This window comes from Cecembia calidifontis (genome assembly GCF_004216715.1).
GTDB lineage: Bacteria > Bacteroidota > Bacteroidia > Cytophagales > Cyclobacteriaceae > Cecembia_A > Cecembia_A calidifontis.
Genome location: NZ_SGXG01000001.1, coordinates 4,702,536 through 4,717,704 on the forward strand (window position 1 = coordinate 4,702,536; position 15,169 = coordinate 4,717,704).

Sequence of the window (15,169 nt, forward strand, 5' to 3'; positions counted from 1 at the left end):
CTTTAAAATCAGTATACTGGACTGATTCTTTACATCTGATCATCCTTTTCCCCTTTCCCCTTTTACCATTTTGCTTCTCATGCTTTTCGATAAACTTCTTTAAATTTGTCTCTATTAACACCAAGTCAACAAATCAAAGATTTTATGAATCCATTATTGGAAAAATTCGATACGCCCTTTGAAACCGCTCCTTTTCATCTGATCAAAATTGAGCACTACCTTCCTGCTGTGAAGGAAGCCATACAACTTGCCAAATCCGAAATAGAAGCCATCAAGTCTTCCCCAATACCGGATTTTGAAAACACCATTGTCGCCCTGGACAGATCGGGGGAAAAGCTGAACATCATTTCCTCTATATTCTTCAATATCAATAGTGCTGAAACCAATGATGAGATTCAGGCATTGGCAAGAGAAATATCTCCTTTACTCACTGCGCACAGCAATGACATCCTTTTGGATGAAGAGCTGTTCAGAAGGATTCAGTTAGTTTATGAACAGAGAAACGATCTCCAACTCACAGAAGAGCAAAAAACCCTGTTGGATAAAACATACAAGGCCTTTGTCAGAAATGGAGCCAAATTGGATGATTCCCAAAAAGCCCGATTGAGGGAAATAGATAGGGAGTTATCACAACTCAGTCTGAAGTTCGGAGAAAATGTACTTGCTGAAACCAACAAATTTGAATTGGTAATAGAAAATGAAGCAGACTTGGCCGGTCTTCCTGAAGCCATCAAAGAAGCCGCTGCACAGACGGCGGAGGAAAAAGGAAAGCCCGGTAAATGGGTATTTACCCTCGCTTTCCCCAGCTACATCCCTTTTATGACGTATGCGGAAAACAGGGAATTGAGAAAGCAGCTATTCATTGCCTATAATACAAAATCCTGCAAAGGAGATGAGTTGGACAACCAACAAAACATCAAAGACATGCTGCGCTTGAAAAATGAGCGGGTAAATCTTTTGGGATATAAAAGGTATGCCGACTTTGTTTTGGAAGAGCGGATGGCCAAAAGTGCAAGCACAGTAATGGAATTTCTGCAAAATTTACTGGAAAAGGCAAAACCCAAGGCGCAATTGGAAATTGAAGAACTTGAAGCTTTTGCCAAAGAGTTGGATGGCTTAGATAAACTTCAAAAATGGGATTATAACTATTATGCCGAAAAGCTGAAAAAGAAAAAGTATGAAGTAGATGATGAACTTTTACGCCCCTATTTCAAACTTGAAAATGTTATTGAAGGAGTTTTTACCACCGCTGAAAAACTCTACGGCATCAGATTTGTCGAAAATGCCGCCATACCGAAATACCATCCTGAAGTGACCACCTATGAAGTCATTGATACAGACGGAAATCATGTAGCGGTATTTTATGCCGACTTTTTCCCCAGGCCTGGAAAAAGAAATGGAGCATGGATGACGAGTTTCAGAGGGCAAAAAATCATAAATGGGGTAGATTACAGGCCTCATGTCTCCATTGTTTGTAATTTCACCAAACCCACCAAAACAAAGCCTTCACTTTTAACTTTCAATGAGGTAACCACCTTATTCCATGAATTCGGCCATGCTTTGCATGGCATGTTGGCAAAAGGAAATTATGAATCCTTATCCGGTACCAGTGTTTATTGGGATTTCGTGGAACTCCCTTCTCAGATTTTTGAAAACTGGTGCTATGAAAAGGAGTGTTTGGATTTATTTGCCAAGCATTATGAAACTGAGGAGCCTATTCCTACGGAACTGATCCAAAAGATCAAAAATGCGGCAAATTTCCATCAGGGCTATCAGACCGTAAGACAGATCAGTTTTGGGCTTTTGGACATGGCTTATCATGGCTCTGATCCTGAAAAAATCTCTGATATTGCAGCTTTTGAAAAGGAGATCATGAAAGCCACACAATTGCTTCCGGAGGTGGAAGGAACGCTGATGAGCACCTCATTTTCCCATATTTTCCAGGGAGGCTATGCAGCAGGATACTACAGCTACAAATGGGCTGAAGTCTTGGATGCAGATGCCTTTGAACTGTTCTTGGAAAGGGGGATTTTTGATCGGGAGACAGCTACTTCATTCAAGCAGCACATATTGGCTGCCGGGGGAAGCGAACATCCGTCGATTCTTTATAAAAGATTCAGAGGAAGAGATCCAAGGCCGGAAGCCTTATTGAAAAGAGCGGGTTTGATCAGTTAATTCCTGCTGGAAAAAGTAATCCCACAAAAGCCAGGTCATGGCTTTGTGGGATTTTTTAATTTTTGGCTATCGCCCTAATTTACCTTGTTTTGGTCTTTTCTGAAATGCAATGGAGGAGCCATGTCTCCTATAAGCGGTTCATAAACCACGTCCCCCAACCTTTCATCAAATTCCTTTTTGGCTTCTCTGATCAACAGGGGATTAAGGATAAGGTCTTTTCCCGTCAGTGCCATTGTTTTGGCAGCAACCATCATCCCTTTGTAGCCAATGCTCATTCCATCAGCAGCCACTGCCTGCCAGGTATGTGCTGCTGTTCCAGGTACCCATGTAGCTGTACTTAAACCTACTGTAGGCACCACATAACTGACATCGCCCACATCGGTGGAAGCGGGGAAATGGGTCAACTGGTAGGGTTGCACCTGTTTGGCAACAGAAAGAGGAGGTACCCTAGGCGTATTGAAACTTGCCTGGATCTGTTTGGCAAATTCAGTTTCCTTTTCATCATATTCCACCCCTCCTACAAGGGTAAGGTTTTTGTGCATGGTTTTAGCCAAAGTTTCATTGGGCAGAAGGCCATAAATTCCAGCTACCACTTCTACTTCCACCTTTGTACCTGTTCCCATGGCGGCTCCTTCCGCGGCTTTGATGACCCTTTGCCAGATATCTTTCACTTCTGTCACATCTGGATGTCTGACCATGTATTCCACTACAGCATAATCAGGTACCACATTGGCAGCAAGACCTCCATTGGTGATCACATAATGTATCCTACTTTCCTGATCCACATGCTCACGCATCATATTGACCATCATATTCATGGCTTCCACACCGTCCAGAGCAGAGCGTCCACGTTGTGGTGCCCCTGCTGCATGGGAAGTCTGACCATGGAATTTAAAATACCCCTGCATCACAGCAGTACAGGTAGAAGCATTGGCAGCATTTCTGTCACTGGGATGCCAATTGATTACTGCATCTACCCCTTTAAACAGGCCTTCTCTTACCATATACACTTTACCCGCTCCCCCCTCTTCTGCAGGAGTTCCAAATATTTTGATGGTCGCCTGAATGTTATTGGCATCTATCCATTCTTTTAAGGCGACGCCAGAGGCCACCACTGCTGTGCCAAAAAGATTATGCCCGCATCCATGCCCATTTCCTCCATCTACCAATACAGACCTAAAAGGAACAGCATCTTGGGACAATCCAGGTAGTGCGTCATATTCTGCAAGAAAACCTATAACCGGTCCACCCTTGTCATAAGTTGCTACGAAAGAGGTGGGCATACCTGCCAATCCGGTTTCTACTTTAAATCCGGCCGCTCTTAACTCATCAATGAGCAATTTGGAACTGGTAAATTCGAGGTAACCCAATTCAGGATTTTCCCAGATTTCCCTGGCCACTTTAGAAAACCTTTCGGTATTATTGTCCAGATTTCTGACAATAAATGCGTCATGGGAAGTTTCCTGAGCCATAACAAATAGGGACAAGAACCCTCCCATCAAACTGAGTATGGATTTTTTCATAGAGGTGACTTTTTTGTTTTGCTGAATTACCTGCTCATAAAAATAAGCCAATGAATTGTAAAACAAAACAGAATTTTGGATAAGATGAATGATACAAAAGTAAAATGATCAACATATTCACCCTTATAAAATCCCAGGATGATGTTTGGAATTTCGCTTATTGATAAATATTGAAAACTAAAAGAATCCTGGAAAAAAAAGAGGATGTCAAGTGACATCCTCTTTCTAAACTCTTTAATCCATTTGAAAAGCAGTAGCTGTCTTGTGTAAGTAGCTTTGCACTCCTTGGATCCTGTTAGACCACAATGAGTAACCCAACAAGGATCAACCATACGATCGACGAGATCGCCAATAGTATCTTGAATTGTTTTTCCTCGTTCATAGCCTTTTTTTTGTTAAATATACAAATATTTTTGCAGTGATTCAAATAAACGAAAAATTTTCTTTTCGCAAAAGAAAAAATAACTTTTAATCACTCAATTCGTGGTAATGTTTCTGATTTTTAGACATATTCAGTGCATTCCACTCAATTTTTGTATCCATGGAAAATTTTCTGACGGGACAATCTGAGATTTGGCAATAATGACAGCACTTTTCGGGTATACAAGGATCAGCATGTACAAATACCTCCATCACTCCCGGCCAATCATCCTCCAAAACTTTTTCAAGTTCCTCCACCTCATCATGTACCTGCCCCAAATCCAAATAATACGGAAGTGTAAGGTGCAGATCCACATGGCGATCCCCTCCATATTGCTGTACCCTCATATTATGGATATCGATCCAGATATTTTTTCTGTTTCTATTGATAGCGCTGACAGTAGATTCGACCGCAACAGGATCGGCTTCATCCATTAGACCACCTACAGACTTTCTGACCAGGCCATATCCTGAAAATAAAATGTACATGGAAAAACCTATGGCAATGACTGAATCCAAAAAGTTCAATCCAGTCAGATAAATGACCATTACACCCAAAATCAACAGGAATGAAGTAAAGGTATCTGTCAGTAAATGCTTTCCACTAGCTTCAAGGGTAATACTGTTCAGCTTTTTTCCTTTCCTTTTGAGAATTGTTCCCAAAATCCCATTGACTGCTCCTGAAAAAGAAACCAAAATGATCCCCTCAAGGAGTTTTTCCAATCCACTTGGAAAAAACAGATTATAAACAGCCTGGTAAATGATAAATAAGCCTGCCAGCATAATGAGGACCCCTTCCACCCCAGCGCTGAAAAACTCGATTTTCCCATGTCCATAGGGATGGTTATCATCCCGGGGTCTGGAACTAAGGTAAATGCTGTAAGAAGCGAAACCAGCTGCTACCACATTCACAATACTTTCAAGTGCATCTGTCAGGATAGCAGTAGAATTCGTAATGTAAAATGAATAGAACTTCACGATCAGCAGTAAAATACTGATAACAAATGAAATCCTTATCCAAAACGTTTTTTCTTTTTCCACCGAAGGTTTTTTTTAAGTGGCAAAAATAAGATTAAATTTAAGGAATGCCCTTATTTATTTCATTCAAGCTCTGCAATTGATTCGATTGCTATCTAAGAGCAACAATGTAATAATCCCAACAGGTTCACGGTTTGTTTAAAATATTATGGAAAAGCCCACAGTTATTTTGCCCGCTTATTTGAAGGCACTGTCTGTTTTACTTTTGATCATAGTCATCATCTTTATCCTGATCTTAGGAAAAAGTCTATTGATTCCGCTTTTTTTGGCTGGATTCATTTCGGCTCTATTGATACCATTAAGCAATTGGCTTGAATCCAAAAAATTTTCCAGGATCTCAAGTTCGCTTTTGGCATTACTTTCAAGTTTATTGGGCATATTGGGCTTATTGACATTCATAGCCTTCCAGGTGGCAAGCTTCAGCAGAGATTTGGACAATGTAGGGGAAAAATTAAACAAATACCTGGCTGATGCTGAACACTTCCTTTCTGAAAAACTTCAAATAGAGACGGGTATAGGAAAAGGTATCAACCAGGATTATCTGATCAGCCTTCTACAGGACAATAGCAAAAGCGTGGCAGATTTCATTTTTGGCACCTTGGGATCATTGACATCCTTTGTCCTTCTGATCGTTTTTATCTTTTTCTTTTTGCTCTATCGGGATCATTTAACAGTTTTTATTTCCCATGTTTTTAAACATCATGAGCCTGAAAATGTCAAAAGGGAAATAAAAAACCTCAGGAAAGTGATCCAAAAATACATCATCGGAGTAATGAAGGTAATGGCTATCCTGGCGGTGATGAATACAGCGGTTTTGTTTGGGTTAGGGATAAAACATGCTGTTTTCTTTGGTGTATTTGCCGGAATATTGAACATTATCCCTTTTCTTGGGCCTTTTCTGGGAGCCATCTTGCCCACTATTTTTGCCTTCTTGACCAAGGACAGTTTATGGTATCCTTTGGGCGTGGTGATCTCATTCCAGTTGATCCAATTGATTGAAAGCAACTTTTTGACCCCAAAAATCGTGGGAAGCAATGTTAACCTTAATGCCTTTGTTACCTTTGTGGGCCTAATGGTGGGTGCGGCTATTTGGGGAATAGCAGGGATGATCATCATCATACCGGCTTTAGCAGTTTTGAGACAAATTTTTGAACTCAGTGATGCAACCAAGCCTTATGCCATCTTGTTAGGTGAAGAAGAGTTACAAAGTGAAAAGAAAGAAAAAACAGATGAGACGTAGTTTGCTTTTGATTGTTGTGGCGGCCCTTATACTGAGTGCCTGTGATTCACAGGAAGATAAAAAAGGTAGGTTCCTTCTGAAAGGGAATGAAAAATTGAAAGAAAATGACACCAAATCAGCCATAGATTTTTATTCTGAAGCACTGAAAATAGATCCCCAATTTGTAGATGCCTTGTATAACAGAGGGCTGGTATTCGAAAGACTAAACCGATTAGATGAAGCCATTTCGGATTTCGGTGCAGTTCTTTCTATTGAGTCTGCACATAGGGAGGCTTTATTCCAAAGAGGATTGGCTCTGATGGATAACGGAGAGTATTATAAAGCTTTGGCTGATGCAGAAAAATCTGTAGCACTATATCCTGACAACTGGCAAAGCCATTTTCTCCATGGCCTTGTGCTTGAAAAATTAAAAAACTGGGAAGCTGCTTTGGAAGCTTTTGACCAAGGCCTTCAATTGGAAACCCAAAATTCCGACCTTTTGGTCAATAAAGCGATATTATTATTCTACAAAAAATCTTATGCTGAGGCTGAAGCCCTCTTGGAAAAGGCTGAAAAGGTCAATCCTACCGAGTCCAATATTTTCAATCTCAGGTCCATGATTGCATTTGAACAAAAAGAAACGGAAAAAGCATTGGATTGGGTAGAAAAGGCCATTGCTTTGAATCCCAGAGATCCTTATCCCTACAACAACAGAGGGCTCTACAAACTGTTTCTCAACGACCTGGAGGCAGGTCTTGAAGATATCAATTTTAGTCTGAAACAAGATCCCAAAAACTTATACGCTCTTAGAAACAAGGGTATTTATTATACAAAAAAAGGCCAAAAAGAATTGGCCTTAAGGTATTTGGAAGATGTCCATGCAAAAGATCCGGAAATGGAACTGGTTCAGGAATATCTTTCTTTGGCTCAGACGCTCTGACTGGAGATCTTGAGCACCTCTTTGATTTTTCTCAAAAGTTCGGAAGCGTCTATCGGTTTGGCCACATAGCCATCAAAACCTGTTTTGTCAATCCTGTCCATTACCTCAATCTTATCTGCTGCCGACAATGCCAAGACAGGAACATTCGAAATTTCCTTTATTTTTTCAGTGGCATCAAATCCGTTCATTACCGGCATTTGTATATCCATCAGCACGCAGTCATAATCACCGTCCTGAACTGCCTCAACAGCAAGTTTTCCGTTATTTACCCTGTGGAATTGTATACCCCATTTTTTAATGATTTTACCCAATACAAGGGCATTGACATCATTGTCTTCCGCCATCAACAGCTTAACATCGGATAGACTCTTAGGCCTGTTTACTGACTGTACAGGCACTTTTGACTCCACCTCCTTCCCTTTTTCATTGTCTACAGCTGTCGTTTCTTTCTTGGACTCAGGGATCTCTGGTTTTTGAGTTTCTGGCAAGATAGGCTTTACCTCAACCACTGGTTTATGGTCTACAGCCGGTTTTAGTGAAGATTGACCAAAAACTTTTTCAAACTCAATTTCGAAGAAGAAAGTAGATCCAACTCCTAATTCAGATTGAAGGTCAATCTGACTGTTCATAAGCCCTAGAAGCTTTTTAGTGATGGAAAGGCCTAGACCTGTTCCTCCATATTTTTTGCTAAATGAGTGCTGGATCTGGTCAAATTCATTGAAGATTCGCTGTTTGTGCTCATCAGCTATGCCAATTCCATTATCTTTTACTTCAAAATATACCTTTACTTTGGAATCATTTTTCTCCTTCAATTCAACCGTAACATCTACATTACCATTATCCGTGAATTTAAGCGCATTGGTAATCAGGTTGTTCAACACCTGGGCCAAACGGGTTTTATCCCCTTTCACCTCGAAATCAAGGTCGCTCTTCAGGTGAAGGGTCAATTTATTACCACTGTCCTTCGCATGGTACTCCAATCCACTGATCACATTTTTTATGACCTCCTCCAGATTCATTGGACTCATCTCCAGTGTCAACTTACCTGCATCAATTTTCTGAAAATCAAGGAGATCATTGATCATGGCTATGAGATTATCCACTGCAAAATTGATGGTTTTGAATGCAGAGGCCTGTACAGGAGTATGCTCATCCTGGAGCAGAGAATACACAGAACCTGAAATCGCATTGAGAGGAGTTCTAAGTTCATGGCTGATGATAGAAAGAAATTCAGATTTTACCTGGCTGGTTTTCAAAGCTTCTTCCTTCGCATCCCTCAATTTCTCCTCAAATCTTTTCTGGTCAGTAATATCTGTCAGATATCCATACCAAACCACGTCCCCATTTTCCTGTAGCTCTGGCTTCGCAGCACCCATTACCCATTTATAATTCTTGCTTCCAGGTTCAACAATCCTGAATTTACAGGACCATGCTGTAAGTTTTCGGGCTGAAGAAACAGTAGATGTCAGGACATTGGCAATATCTTCCGGATGTACCTTGGCAATAGCCTTTCCCACGTCTTTAAATTCTGAGAGTTCCTTTTCATCCAGGTCCAGAAGATTCTTAATACCAGGACTGAGGTAATTGAACTTCATTTCTCCCTCTTTGTCTACGACAAACTGGTACAGCGCCCCGGGAATGTGCTCTGTAAGATGAGAAAGAAAATCCGGTGCACCATGGCTGCTGGCGACAGCCTGTCTTTCAGTTATTTCCCTAAAATTGGAAATGATATAATTCGTTTCTTTGACCTGAACAAGCTTTGAAGAAATTTCAAAGGGAATATCTTCGCCCTTGCTATTTTTTATCCTGCTCAAGTATTGCTTTTCCCCATTGGTAGTAAGGTATCCCAAGTGATTCTCCCAAATTTCCTTTTCTGAAAACTGAGGGTCAAGTTGGCCAATTGTTTGAGGAAAGTGTTGCGCATTCGATCCTGCAAGCCTTCTTTGGGCTTCTTGATTAAAAAACTGTATCTTACCTGAAAGATCAAGGATAATTGCAGGGTCAGGGGAAAGATCAAATAGCTCTTTGTAAATATCCAACCGGCCGATATATTCCTGATCTTTTGAAATATCCTGAATTGTCCCAAAAATTCTGGCTGTTTTATTGGTCAGCACATGGGCCCTCCCGGAAAGCTTAACCCATTTTAGTCCATCCTCTCCCGCCTTTATTTGCAATATTAGGTCAATTTCCTTACTGGAGGAAATAAGAGAAGAAAGGGAACTTTTGACCAAAGACCTATCGGCAGGCTGGAAAAGTTCAATGGTATCCTCCAGACTGAGAGAAGTATTTTTGTTGAGGGCAAAGATATTGTAAAGCTCATCGGAAAAATAAACCGAATTGGACTGGGTGTTAATTTCCCAAAAACCAATCTTACTCAATTTCTCCCCAAGTTTATGGAGTTCGGAAAGACTTTGGGATTGAAGAAGCTGGGTCTTAAAATCGTTGATGTCCCTTGCAACAGCGTAAAACTTACCTACTATGAAATGAACGTTGAACTCAAACCAACGGTAATCTCCATATTTTGTCTGAAGTCTTGCTTCAAAATGCGTATTCTTCCTCTCCTGTCTGACATCAAAAAGCAAAGATTTCACCTCTTCCAAATCATCGGGATGGAAAAACCCACATAATTCAATATTGATGATCTCATCGGGATTATATCCCAAAATAGGCTTCACAGAATTGCTTACCCAAGTAAGGAAAGATTCTTGGCCAATACCTATCAGGTCAATCGCATTTCTGAAAAAATATTGTGAATCATTTTTATTGGGCAAGCCCTGTCCTCTTAATTCTTTTCCTTTATAAAAAAGAAAATAGTTGGACGCATTTTCCTGAGGAAGTTCAAGAAAAAAGGTGTACTCCACTCCCATGAAGGTCAAGATCAACTCTTCATTAAAAATATATGAATTGATATCCAGTCCTAAACCGACAAGACTCCTTTCGTCAAGGAATTGACCAATCTGGTTTTCGAAAGCCTGGTTACTGTAAAAAATATTATAGGGATACGAATCATCAGCCAAAAAAACCATTTCGCTGGATTCGAAAATTATTTTCTTAAAAGTGTTATTTATACCTCTTTCTTTCATCGAAAGTCAAATATAACGCTGTCTATAAAGTTAAATAATCGGGTGATAATTGCGGTACTGAACAATTGCCGATGTAAACATACATTAAATTGTTTTTTGTAACAAATATTTTGCTTTTAAAATGTAAAAATTTGTTTTTAAGCCCTTAAATCCCAAATTCTACCTGAAACATTCCTGTCCAGGAGTTTCCTACATTTTCAAAGCTTGAAAGTCCTTCTAACCATTTATACCCAATATTTGCCTGTAATTTTATCCTATGCCCATTGACATACTTAGTAAATCCCAGCAATGCCTCATCAACCCTTTCCTGAAATTGGCGGATACTCGTATCCGGTGTAGCTTTTGAGAAACGAAAGGCAATTTCTTTGTCCCTATCCAGCATCCTACTGATTTGGGTATTAATACCAACTCCTTCCTGTACGAACCTGATATCCCCTTGTTCGTTAACGGTAATAGGGTCCGGGCTGGTCCTTTTAAAGTATTCTGCCAAAATTGCCCAACCTGCATACTTGAACATCCCATCTATAATCAAAGTATTCATATCCCGAGGGGCAAACAATTCTGACCCTAACTGTCCTCCTGTTCGGGTAGCTTTATAATTTGCAGAATAAGTCATGGCAATAGATAGCTTGGGCTTGATTTCAAACTCCAGGTCTCCCTCCGAATAGTCCCCATTATTTAAGAATTTACCAAAAGGTAAAAATTCCACCCTACCGGTGTACGCCAGTCCATTGTTTATGGCAGGGGCATTCCTCCCATCGCCTGTTGTCAAAGCGCCCTTCAATTGAAGCAAGGAACTGCTTTTAGAAGGGATAGTCTGATATAAAAACAGACCAAAGTCCCTATCAATGGTATACAGCGCATTGGCAGTAGAGCGGTCTGAAAACTGCAAGTTTCCTGAACTGATCACACGCTGCCTATTTCCGGGGAGCTTTGCCTGCCCAAAACCTATGTAAAAATTTTCATTCACCACATAATAAAGTACCGCATCCCTTACAGGTTGGGCAATCAAGGCATTTTCAAGATCCAGATCTGCCCTTGAAAAAGCCAATTGAATGTAATATTGTAGCCTAGGATTGCCTACAAATCCATCAAAACGGAGACGAAGCCTCCTGACCCTCATTTCAAATTGATTTACCTGAAAATCGTCACCCTCCAGGGTATTGAAGCCTGCCCTATTTTGCATCCTAAACCTAAAATTCATGAGGAACAAGGAATCCTTAGAAAAGGAAATTCCATCTTCCACTTTCAACAAGGCCCTTTCGTCAGATTCTACCACCTGCGCCAGCGTTCCATGAAAAATTGGAAATCCAAGAATCAGGATCAAAATGATTTTATACCCTTTACCAGCCAAACGGCCCATACTTTTTCATTAAAACTTTTACCAAAACGGATTAAATATAAAGCAAATTACCAAATAAAAAACAGCCTTGTTAAACAAAGATAAATAGCGTTATTGTAATGCATTTTTGGGGATTTAAAAAATAAACCCTGCTAAATTTATCTTTGAGATAAAGGTTTACAAATGTTTGAAAGCCTCTGTTTCCAGAATGGAGTTTGGTATATACTGCTCTTGCTCTTTGGTATGAATGACCTCAAAATTCCTAATGTCTACATAATCGTGGTAATCTTCGGAAGTATTGATAATGATACCGCCTAAAAGGAAGATTTTCTGGCAACGGAATTCTTTGATGCTCATTCTCACCAGGCGGTTGATCTGCTTATTGATCTTATAATAGGCTACTTCGGTAATTTCCTTTTTGGGATTTTCGGCATGGATAATTCTGTCCTTGAATGGCATCAGCATCTGTTCCAACAGGACTTGTTGGTAATCATATTCTACCAAGTGGGGAACATAGGTCTCCTCGCCTTTCTCTTCCTGCTGAAACCTTTCCAAAGCCAACATCAGTGCACCGCAGCTGTTGGTAAGTTTCTTCTGCCCCAGCCTCCTCATCCTTCCCAATTCACCCTCATCAGTAATTCCTATATGGGGCCCATAAAAAATGAAAGCATCTCCTCCATCTGGAATATGATGGGAAAAAGCCACCATGCCTGTCAGACCGGAATAGGGAAGTCCTCCAAGCCCACCCATGGAAAATGGTCTGTTCAAGACCTTTCTAAAATCAGTGGAAACATTCACATCATCCGAACACAAAGACGTAGCAAAGAGCATCTTTTTAAGATTGGTCTTGTATTCTCTACCAAGAAGATTCAAATAATTAAAGGTGATCTCTTCTCCTGTTTTGACATTGGGATAATGCTGCTGAATGATGGGCTCCATTACCATAGTACTTGGATTTTTGATCAAAATAGAGAAAAGATGCAAAAACAGGTTATCCATTTGTATAAATAAAAGCAAAAAACAAAAAAAGAGCCGGGGGATGACTCCCCCCGGCTCTATCTGGTTATTATTTACCTACTGATTAAATCCCGGCTTTGATAAGGTTCAATGCAGAGCCTGCCTTGAACCATTCAATCTGACCTTCATTGTAAGTATGGTTTACTTTGATTTCATCTTTTGAGCCATCTGCATGGTTCAATACCACAGTCAGGGGCTTGCCTGGAGCAAACTCAGTCAATCCTATGATATCGATGGAATCATCCTCTTGGATCAGGTCATAATCCGCTGGATTAGCAAAGGTCAATGCCAGCATACCTTGCTTCTTTAGGTTGGTTTCGTGAATCCTTGCAAATGATTTTACAAGGATTGCCCTAACACCTAAGAACCTTGGTTCCATAGCGGCATGTTCTCTTGAGGAACCTTCTCCATAGTTCTCATCTCCTACGACAATTGAACCAATTCCCTGTTGCTTGTAGTGACGCTGTACAGCAGGAACTTCTCCGTATTCCCCAGTCAATTGGTTTTTGACCTTGTTGGTTTCATTATTGAAGGCATTTACAGCCCCAATCAGCATGTTGTTAGAGATATTGTCCAGGTGACCTCTGAATCTCAGCCAAGGACCTGCCATTGAAATATGGTCTGTAGTACATTTTCCTTTTGCCTTGATCAATAGTTTCAAACCTTTGAGGTCTGTTCCCTCCCATGGTTTAAAAGGTTCCAAAAGCTGCAATCTTTCAGACTTCGGATCAACGATTACCTCCACTTTTGAACCATCAACCGCTGGAGCCTGGTACCCTGCATCTTCTACGGCAAATCCTTTGGTTGGCAATTCCAAACCTTTCGGTTCTTCCAGTTTTACTTGTTGCCCATCCTCATTGGTCAATGTATCTGTCATGGGATTGAAGGTAAGGTCACCTGCAATTGCCATGGCCGTTACAATTTCAGGGGAAGCGACAAAAGCATGGGTATTTGGATTACCGTCAGCTCTTTTCGCAAAATTCCTGTTGAATGAGGTAATGATGGAGTTCTTTTCCTGTTTTTCAGCACCATGACGGGCCCACTGTCCGATACAAGGACCACAGGCATTGGCCAAAACCACGCCGCCCATCTTACCGAATACATCCAGGAAACCATCTCTTTCTACCGTATACCTCACCTGTTCAGAACCTGGAGTAATGGTAAATTCAGATTTAGCAACCAGTTTCTTATCTACCGCTTGCTTGGCCAGTGAAGCAGCTCTGGAAATATCCTCATAGGAAGAGTTGGTACAAGAACCTATTAGACCTACCTCCAATTTTGCGGGCCATCCGTTTTCCTTCACAGCAGCAGCAAACTTGGAAAGAGGCCATGCCAAATCAGGTGTGAATGGACCATTGATATGTGGCTCCAACTCGGAAAGATTAATTTCAATAACCTGATCAAAATATTTTTCAGGATTATCATATACTTCCGCATCACCGGTAAGGTGTTCTCTGATGGCATTTGCCATATCAGCAACATCGCTTCTGTCGGTTCCTCTTAGATAAGCTTCTGATTTCTCATCGTAACCGAAAATAGAAGTGGTAGCACCAATTTCGGCTCCCATGTTACAGATGGTTCCTTTACCGGTTGCAGACAAGGACTTCGCCCCTTCTCCAAAATATTCCACAATATAACCTGTTCCACCTTTCACAGTAAGGATACCGGCAACTTTAAGAATCACATCTTTGGCAGAGGTCCAACCGGAAAGCTTTCCGGTCAACTTAACACCGATCAGCTTGGGAAACTTCAATTCCCAAGGCAAGCCTGCCATTACATCACAGGCATCAGCTCCACCAACTCCGATAGCAATCATACCAAGACCACCGGCATTTGGTGTATGCGAGTCGGTTCCGATCATCATTCCTCCAGGGAAAGCGTAATTTTCCAGAACCACCTGATGGATGATCCCGGCACCTGGCTTCCAGAAACCAATTCCATACTTGTTGGATACGGAAGAAAGGAATTCGTAAACTTCTCTGTTTTTGTCTTTTGCCTTGTTAAGGTCTGCTGCCGCTCCAACTTCTGCCTGAATCAAGTGATCGCAGTGCACGGTGGAAGGAACGGCTACTTTATCTCTACCGGCCTGCATGAACTGTAGCAATGCCATTTGTGCGGTTGCATCCTGCATGGCTACCCTGTCCGGATTGAAGTCCACGTAATCTGCACCTCTTTTAAAAACCTGCGTAGCTTCTCCCTGGGTCAGGTGTGCGTACAAAATCTTTTCAGTCAAAGTAAGTGGTTTACCTACCGCTTTTCTGGCAGCCGCTATCCTGGAAGGATATTTTTCATAGACTGCCTTTATCATTTCTATATCGAATGCCATTACTAATAATTAAAATTATAAATATGGATTAGGTTATTTAAATCGTCCGCAAAGATAAAAATTAGCGGCAAAAATGGAAGCGAAAT

General features: G+C 40.9%; 9 protein-coding genes. 3 read left to right on the forward strand and 6 right to left on the reverse strand.

Translation table 11 applies throughout. The features are described 5' to 3' along the window. Positions 1-144 precede the first annotated feature (144 nt). Entirely contained in the window at positions 145-2,175 is a 2,031-nt protein-coding gene (locus BC751_RS20305) for a M3 family metallopeptidase (protein ID WP_130277196.1), read from the forward strand. A gap of 74 nt (positions 2,176-2,249) precedes the next feature. Here the strand turns inward: BC751_RS20305 and BC751_RS20310 are convergent, their stop codons facing one another. Both BC751_RS20310 and BC751_RS20315 read right to left on the reverse strand, forming a co-directional pair. Further along, on the reverse strand, positions 2,250-3,698 hold the full coding sequence (locus tag BC751_RS20310) for an amidohydrolase (RefSeq protein ID WP_130277197.1): 1,449 nt from the start codon (positions 3,696-3,698) through the stop codon (positions 2,250-2,252). Between the two features lie 468 nt (positions 3,699-4,166). Beyond that, entirely contained in the window at positions 4,167-5,159 is a 993-nt protein-coding gene (locus BC751_RS20315) for a cation diffusion facilitator family transporter (protein ID WP_130277198.1), read from the reverse strand. Positions 5,160-5,304: 145 nt separating this feature from the next. Here BC751_RS20315 and BC751_RS20320 point away from each other — a divergent pair, with 145 nt between their 5' ends. Both BC751_RS20320 and BC751_RS20325 read left to right on the forward strand, forming a co-directional pair. Continuing rightward, complete coding sequence (locus BC751_RS20320) at positions 5,305-6,396, forward strand: AI-2E family transporter (RefSeq protein WP_130277199.1); 1,092 nt, start codon at positions 5,305-5,307, stop codon at positions 6,394-6,396. Further along, positions 6,386-7,315, forward strand: a complete 930-nt coding sequence (locus BC751_RS20325) for a tetratricopeptide repeat protein (protein WP_130277200.1) — start codon at positions 6,386-6,388, stop codon at positions 7,313-7,315. The genes BC751_RS20320 and BC751_RS20325 overlap by 11 nt, the downstream gene beginning before the upstream one ends. Here the strand turns inward: BC751_RS20325 and BC751_RS20330 are convergent. The 4 genes from BC751_RS20330 to BC751_RS20345 all read right to left on the reverse strand — a co-directional run bounded on the left by BC751_RS20330 (position 7,303) and on the right by BC751_RS20345 (position 15,083). After that, positions 7,303-10,398, reverse strand: a complete 3,096-nt coding sequence (locus BC751_RS20330) for a PAS domain-containing hybrid sensor histidine kinase/response regulator (RefSeq protein ID WP_130277201.1) — start codon at positions 10,396-10,398, stop codon at positions 7,303-7,305. The two genes, BC751_RS20325 and BC751_RS20330, sit on opposite strands and share 13 nt — an antisense overlap. A gap of 145 nt (positions 10,399-10,543) precedes the next feature. Beyond that, positions 10,544-11,761: a porin gene (locus BC751_RS20335; protein ID WP_130277202.1), complete on the reverse strand. Its 1,218-nt coding sequence runs from the start codon at positions 11,759-11,761 to the stop codon at positions 10,544-10,546. A gap of 156 nt (positions 11,762-11,917) precedes the next feature. Further along, on the reverse strand, positions 11,918-12,739 hold the full coding sequence (locus BC751_RS20340; protein WP_207226927.1) for a hypothetical protein: 822 nt from the start codon (positions 12,737-12,739) through the stop codon (positions 11,918-11,920). 82 nt (positions 12,740-12,821) lie between these two features. Then, complete coding sequence (locus BC751_RS20345) at positions 12,822-15,083, reverse strand: aconitate hydratase (RefSeq protein ID WP_130277203.1); 2,262 nt, start codon at positions 15,081-15,083, stop codon at positions 12,822-12,824. Positions 15,084-15,169 lie beyond the last annotated feature (86 nt).

Coding starts and splice junctions, on each gene's coding strand:
- BC751_RS20305 (WP_130277196.1), top strand. CDS start 145: ATGAATCCATTATTGGAAAAATTCGATACGCCCTTTGAAACCGCTCCT.
- BC751_RS20345 (WP_130277203.1), bottom strand. CDS start 15,083: ATGGCATTCGATATAGAAATGATAAAGGCAGTCTATGAAAAATATCCT.
- BC751_RS20335 (WP_130277202.1), bottom strand. CDS start 11,761: ATGGGCCGTTTGGCTGGTAAAGGGTATAAAATCATTTTGATCCTGATT.
- BC751_RS20330 (WP_130277201.1), bottom strand. CDS start 10,398: ATGAAAGAAAGAGGTATAAATAACACTTTTAAGAAAATAATTTTCGAA.
- BC751_RS20325 (WP_130277200.1), top strand. CDS start 6,386: ATGAGACGTAGTTTGCTTTTGATTGTTGTGGCGGCCCTTATACTGAGT.
- BC751_RS20340 (WP_207226927.1), bottom strand. CDS start 12,739: ATGGATAACCTGTTTTTGCATCTTTTCTCTATTTTGATCAAAAATCCA.
- BC751_RS20320 (WP_130277199.1), top strand. CDS start 5,305: ATGGAAAAGCCCACAGTTATTTTGCCCGCTTATTTGAAGGCACTGTCT.
- BC751_RS20310 (WP_130277197.1), bottom strand. CDS start 3,698: ATGAAAAAATCCATACTCAGTTTGATGGGAGGGTTCTTGTCCCTATTT.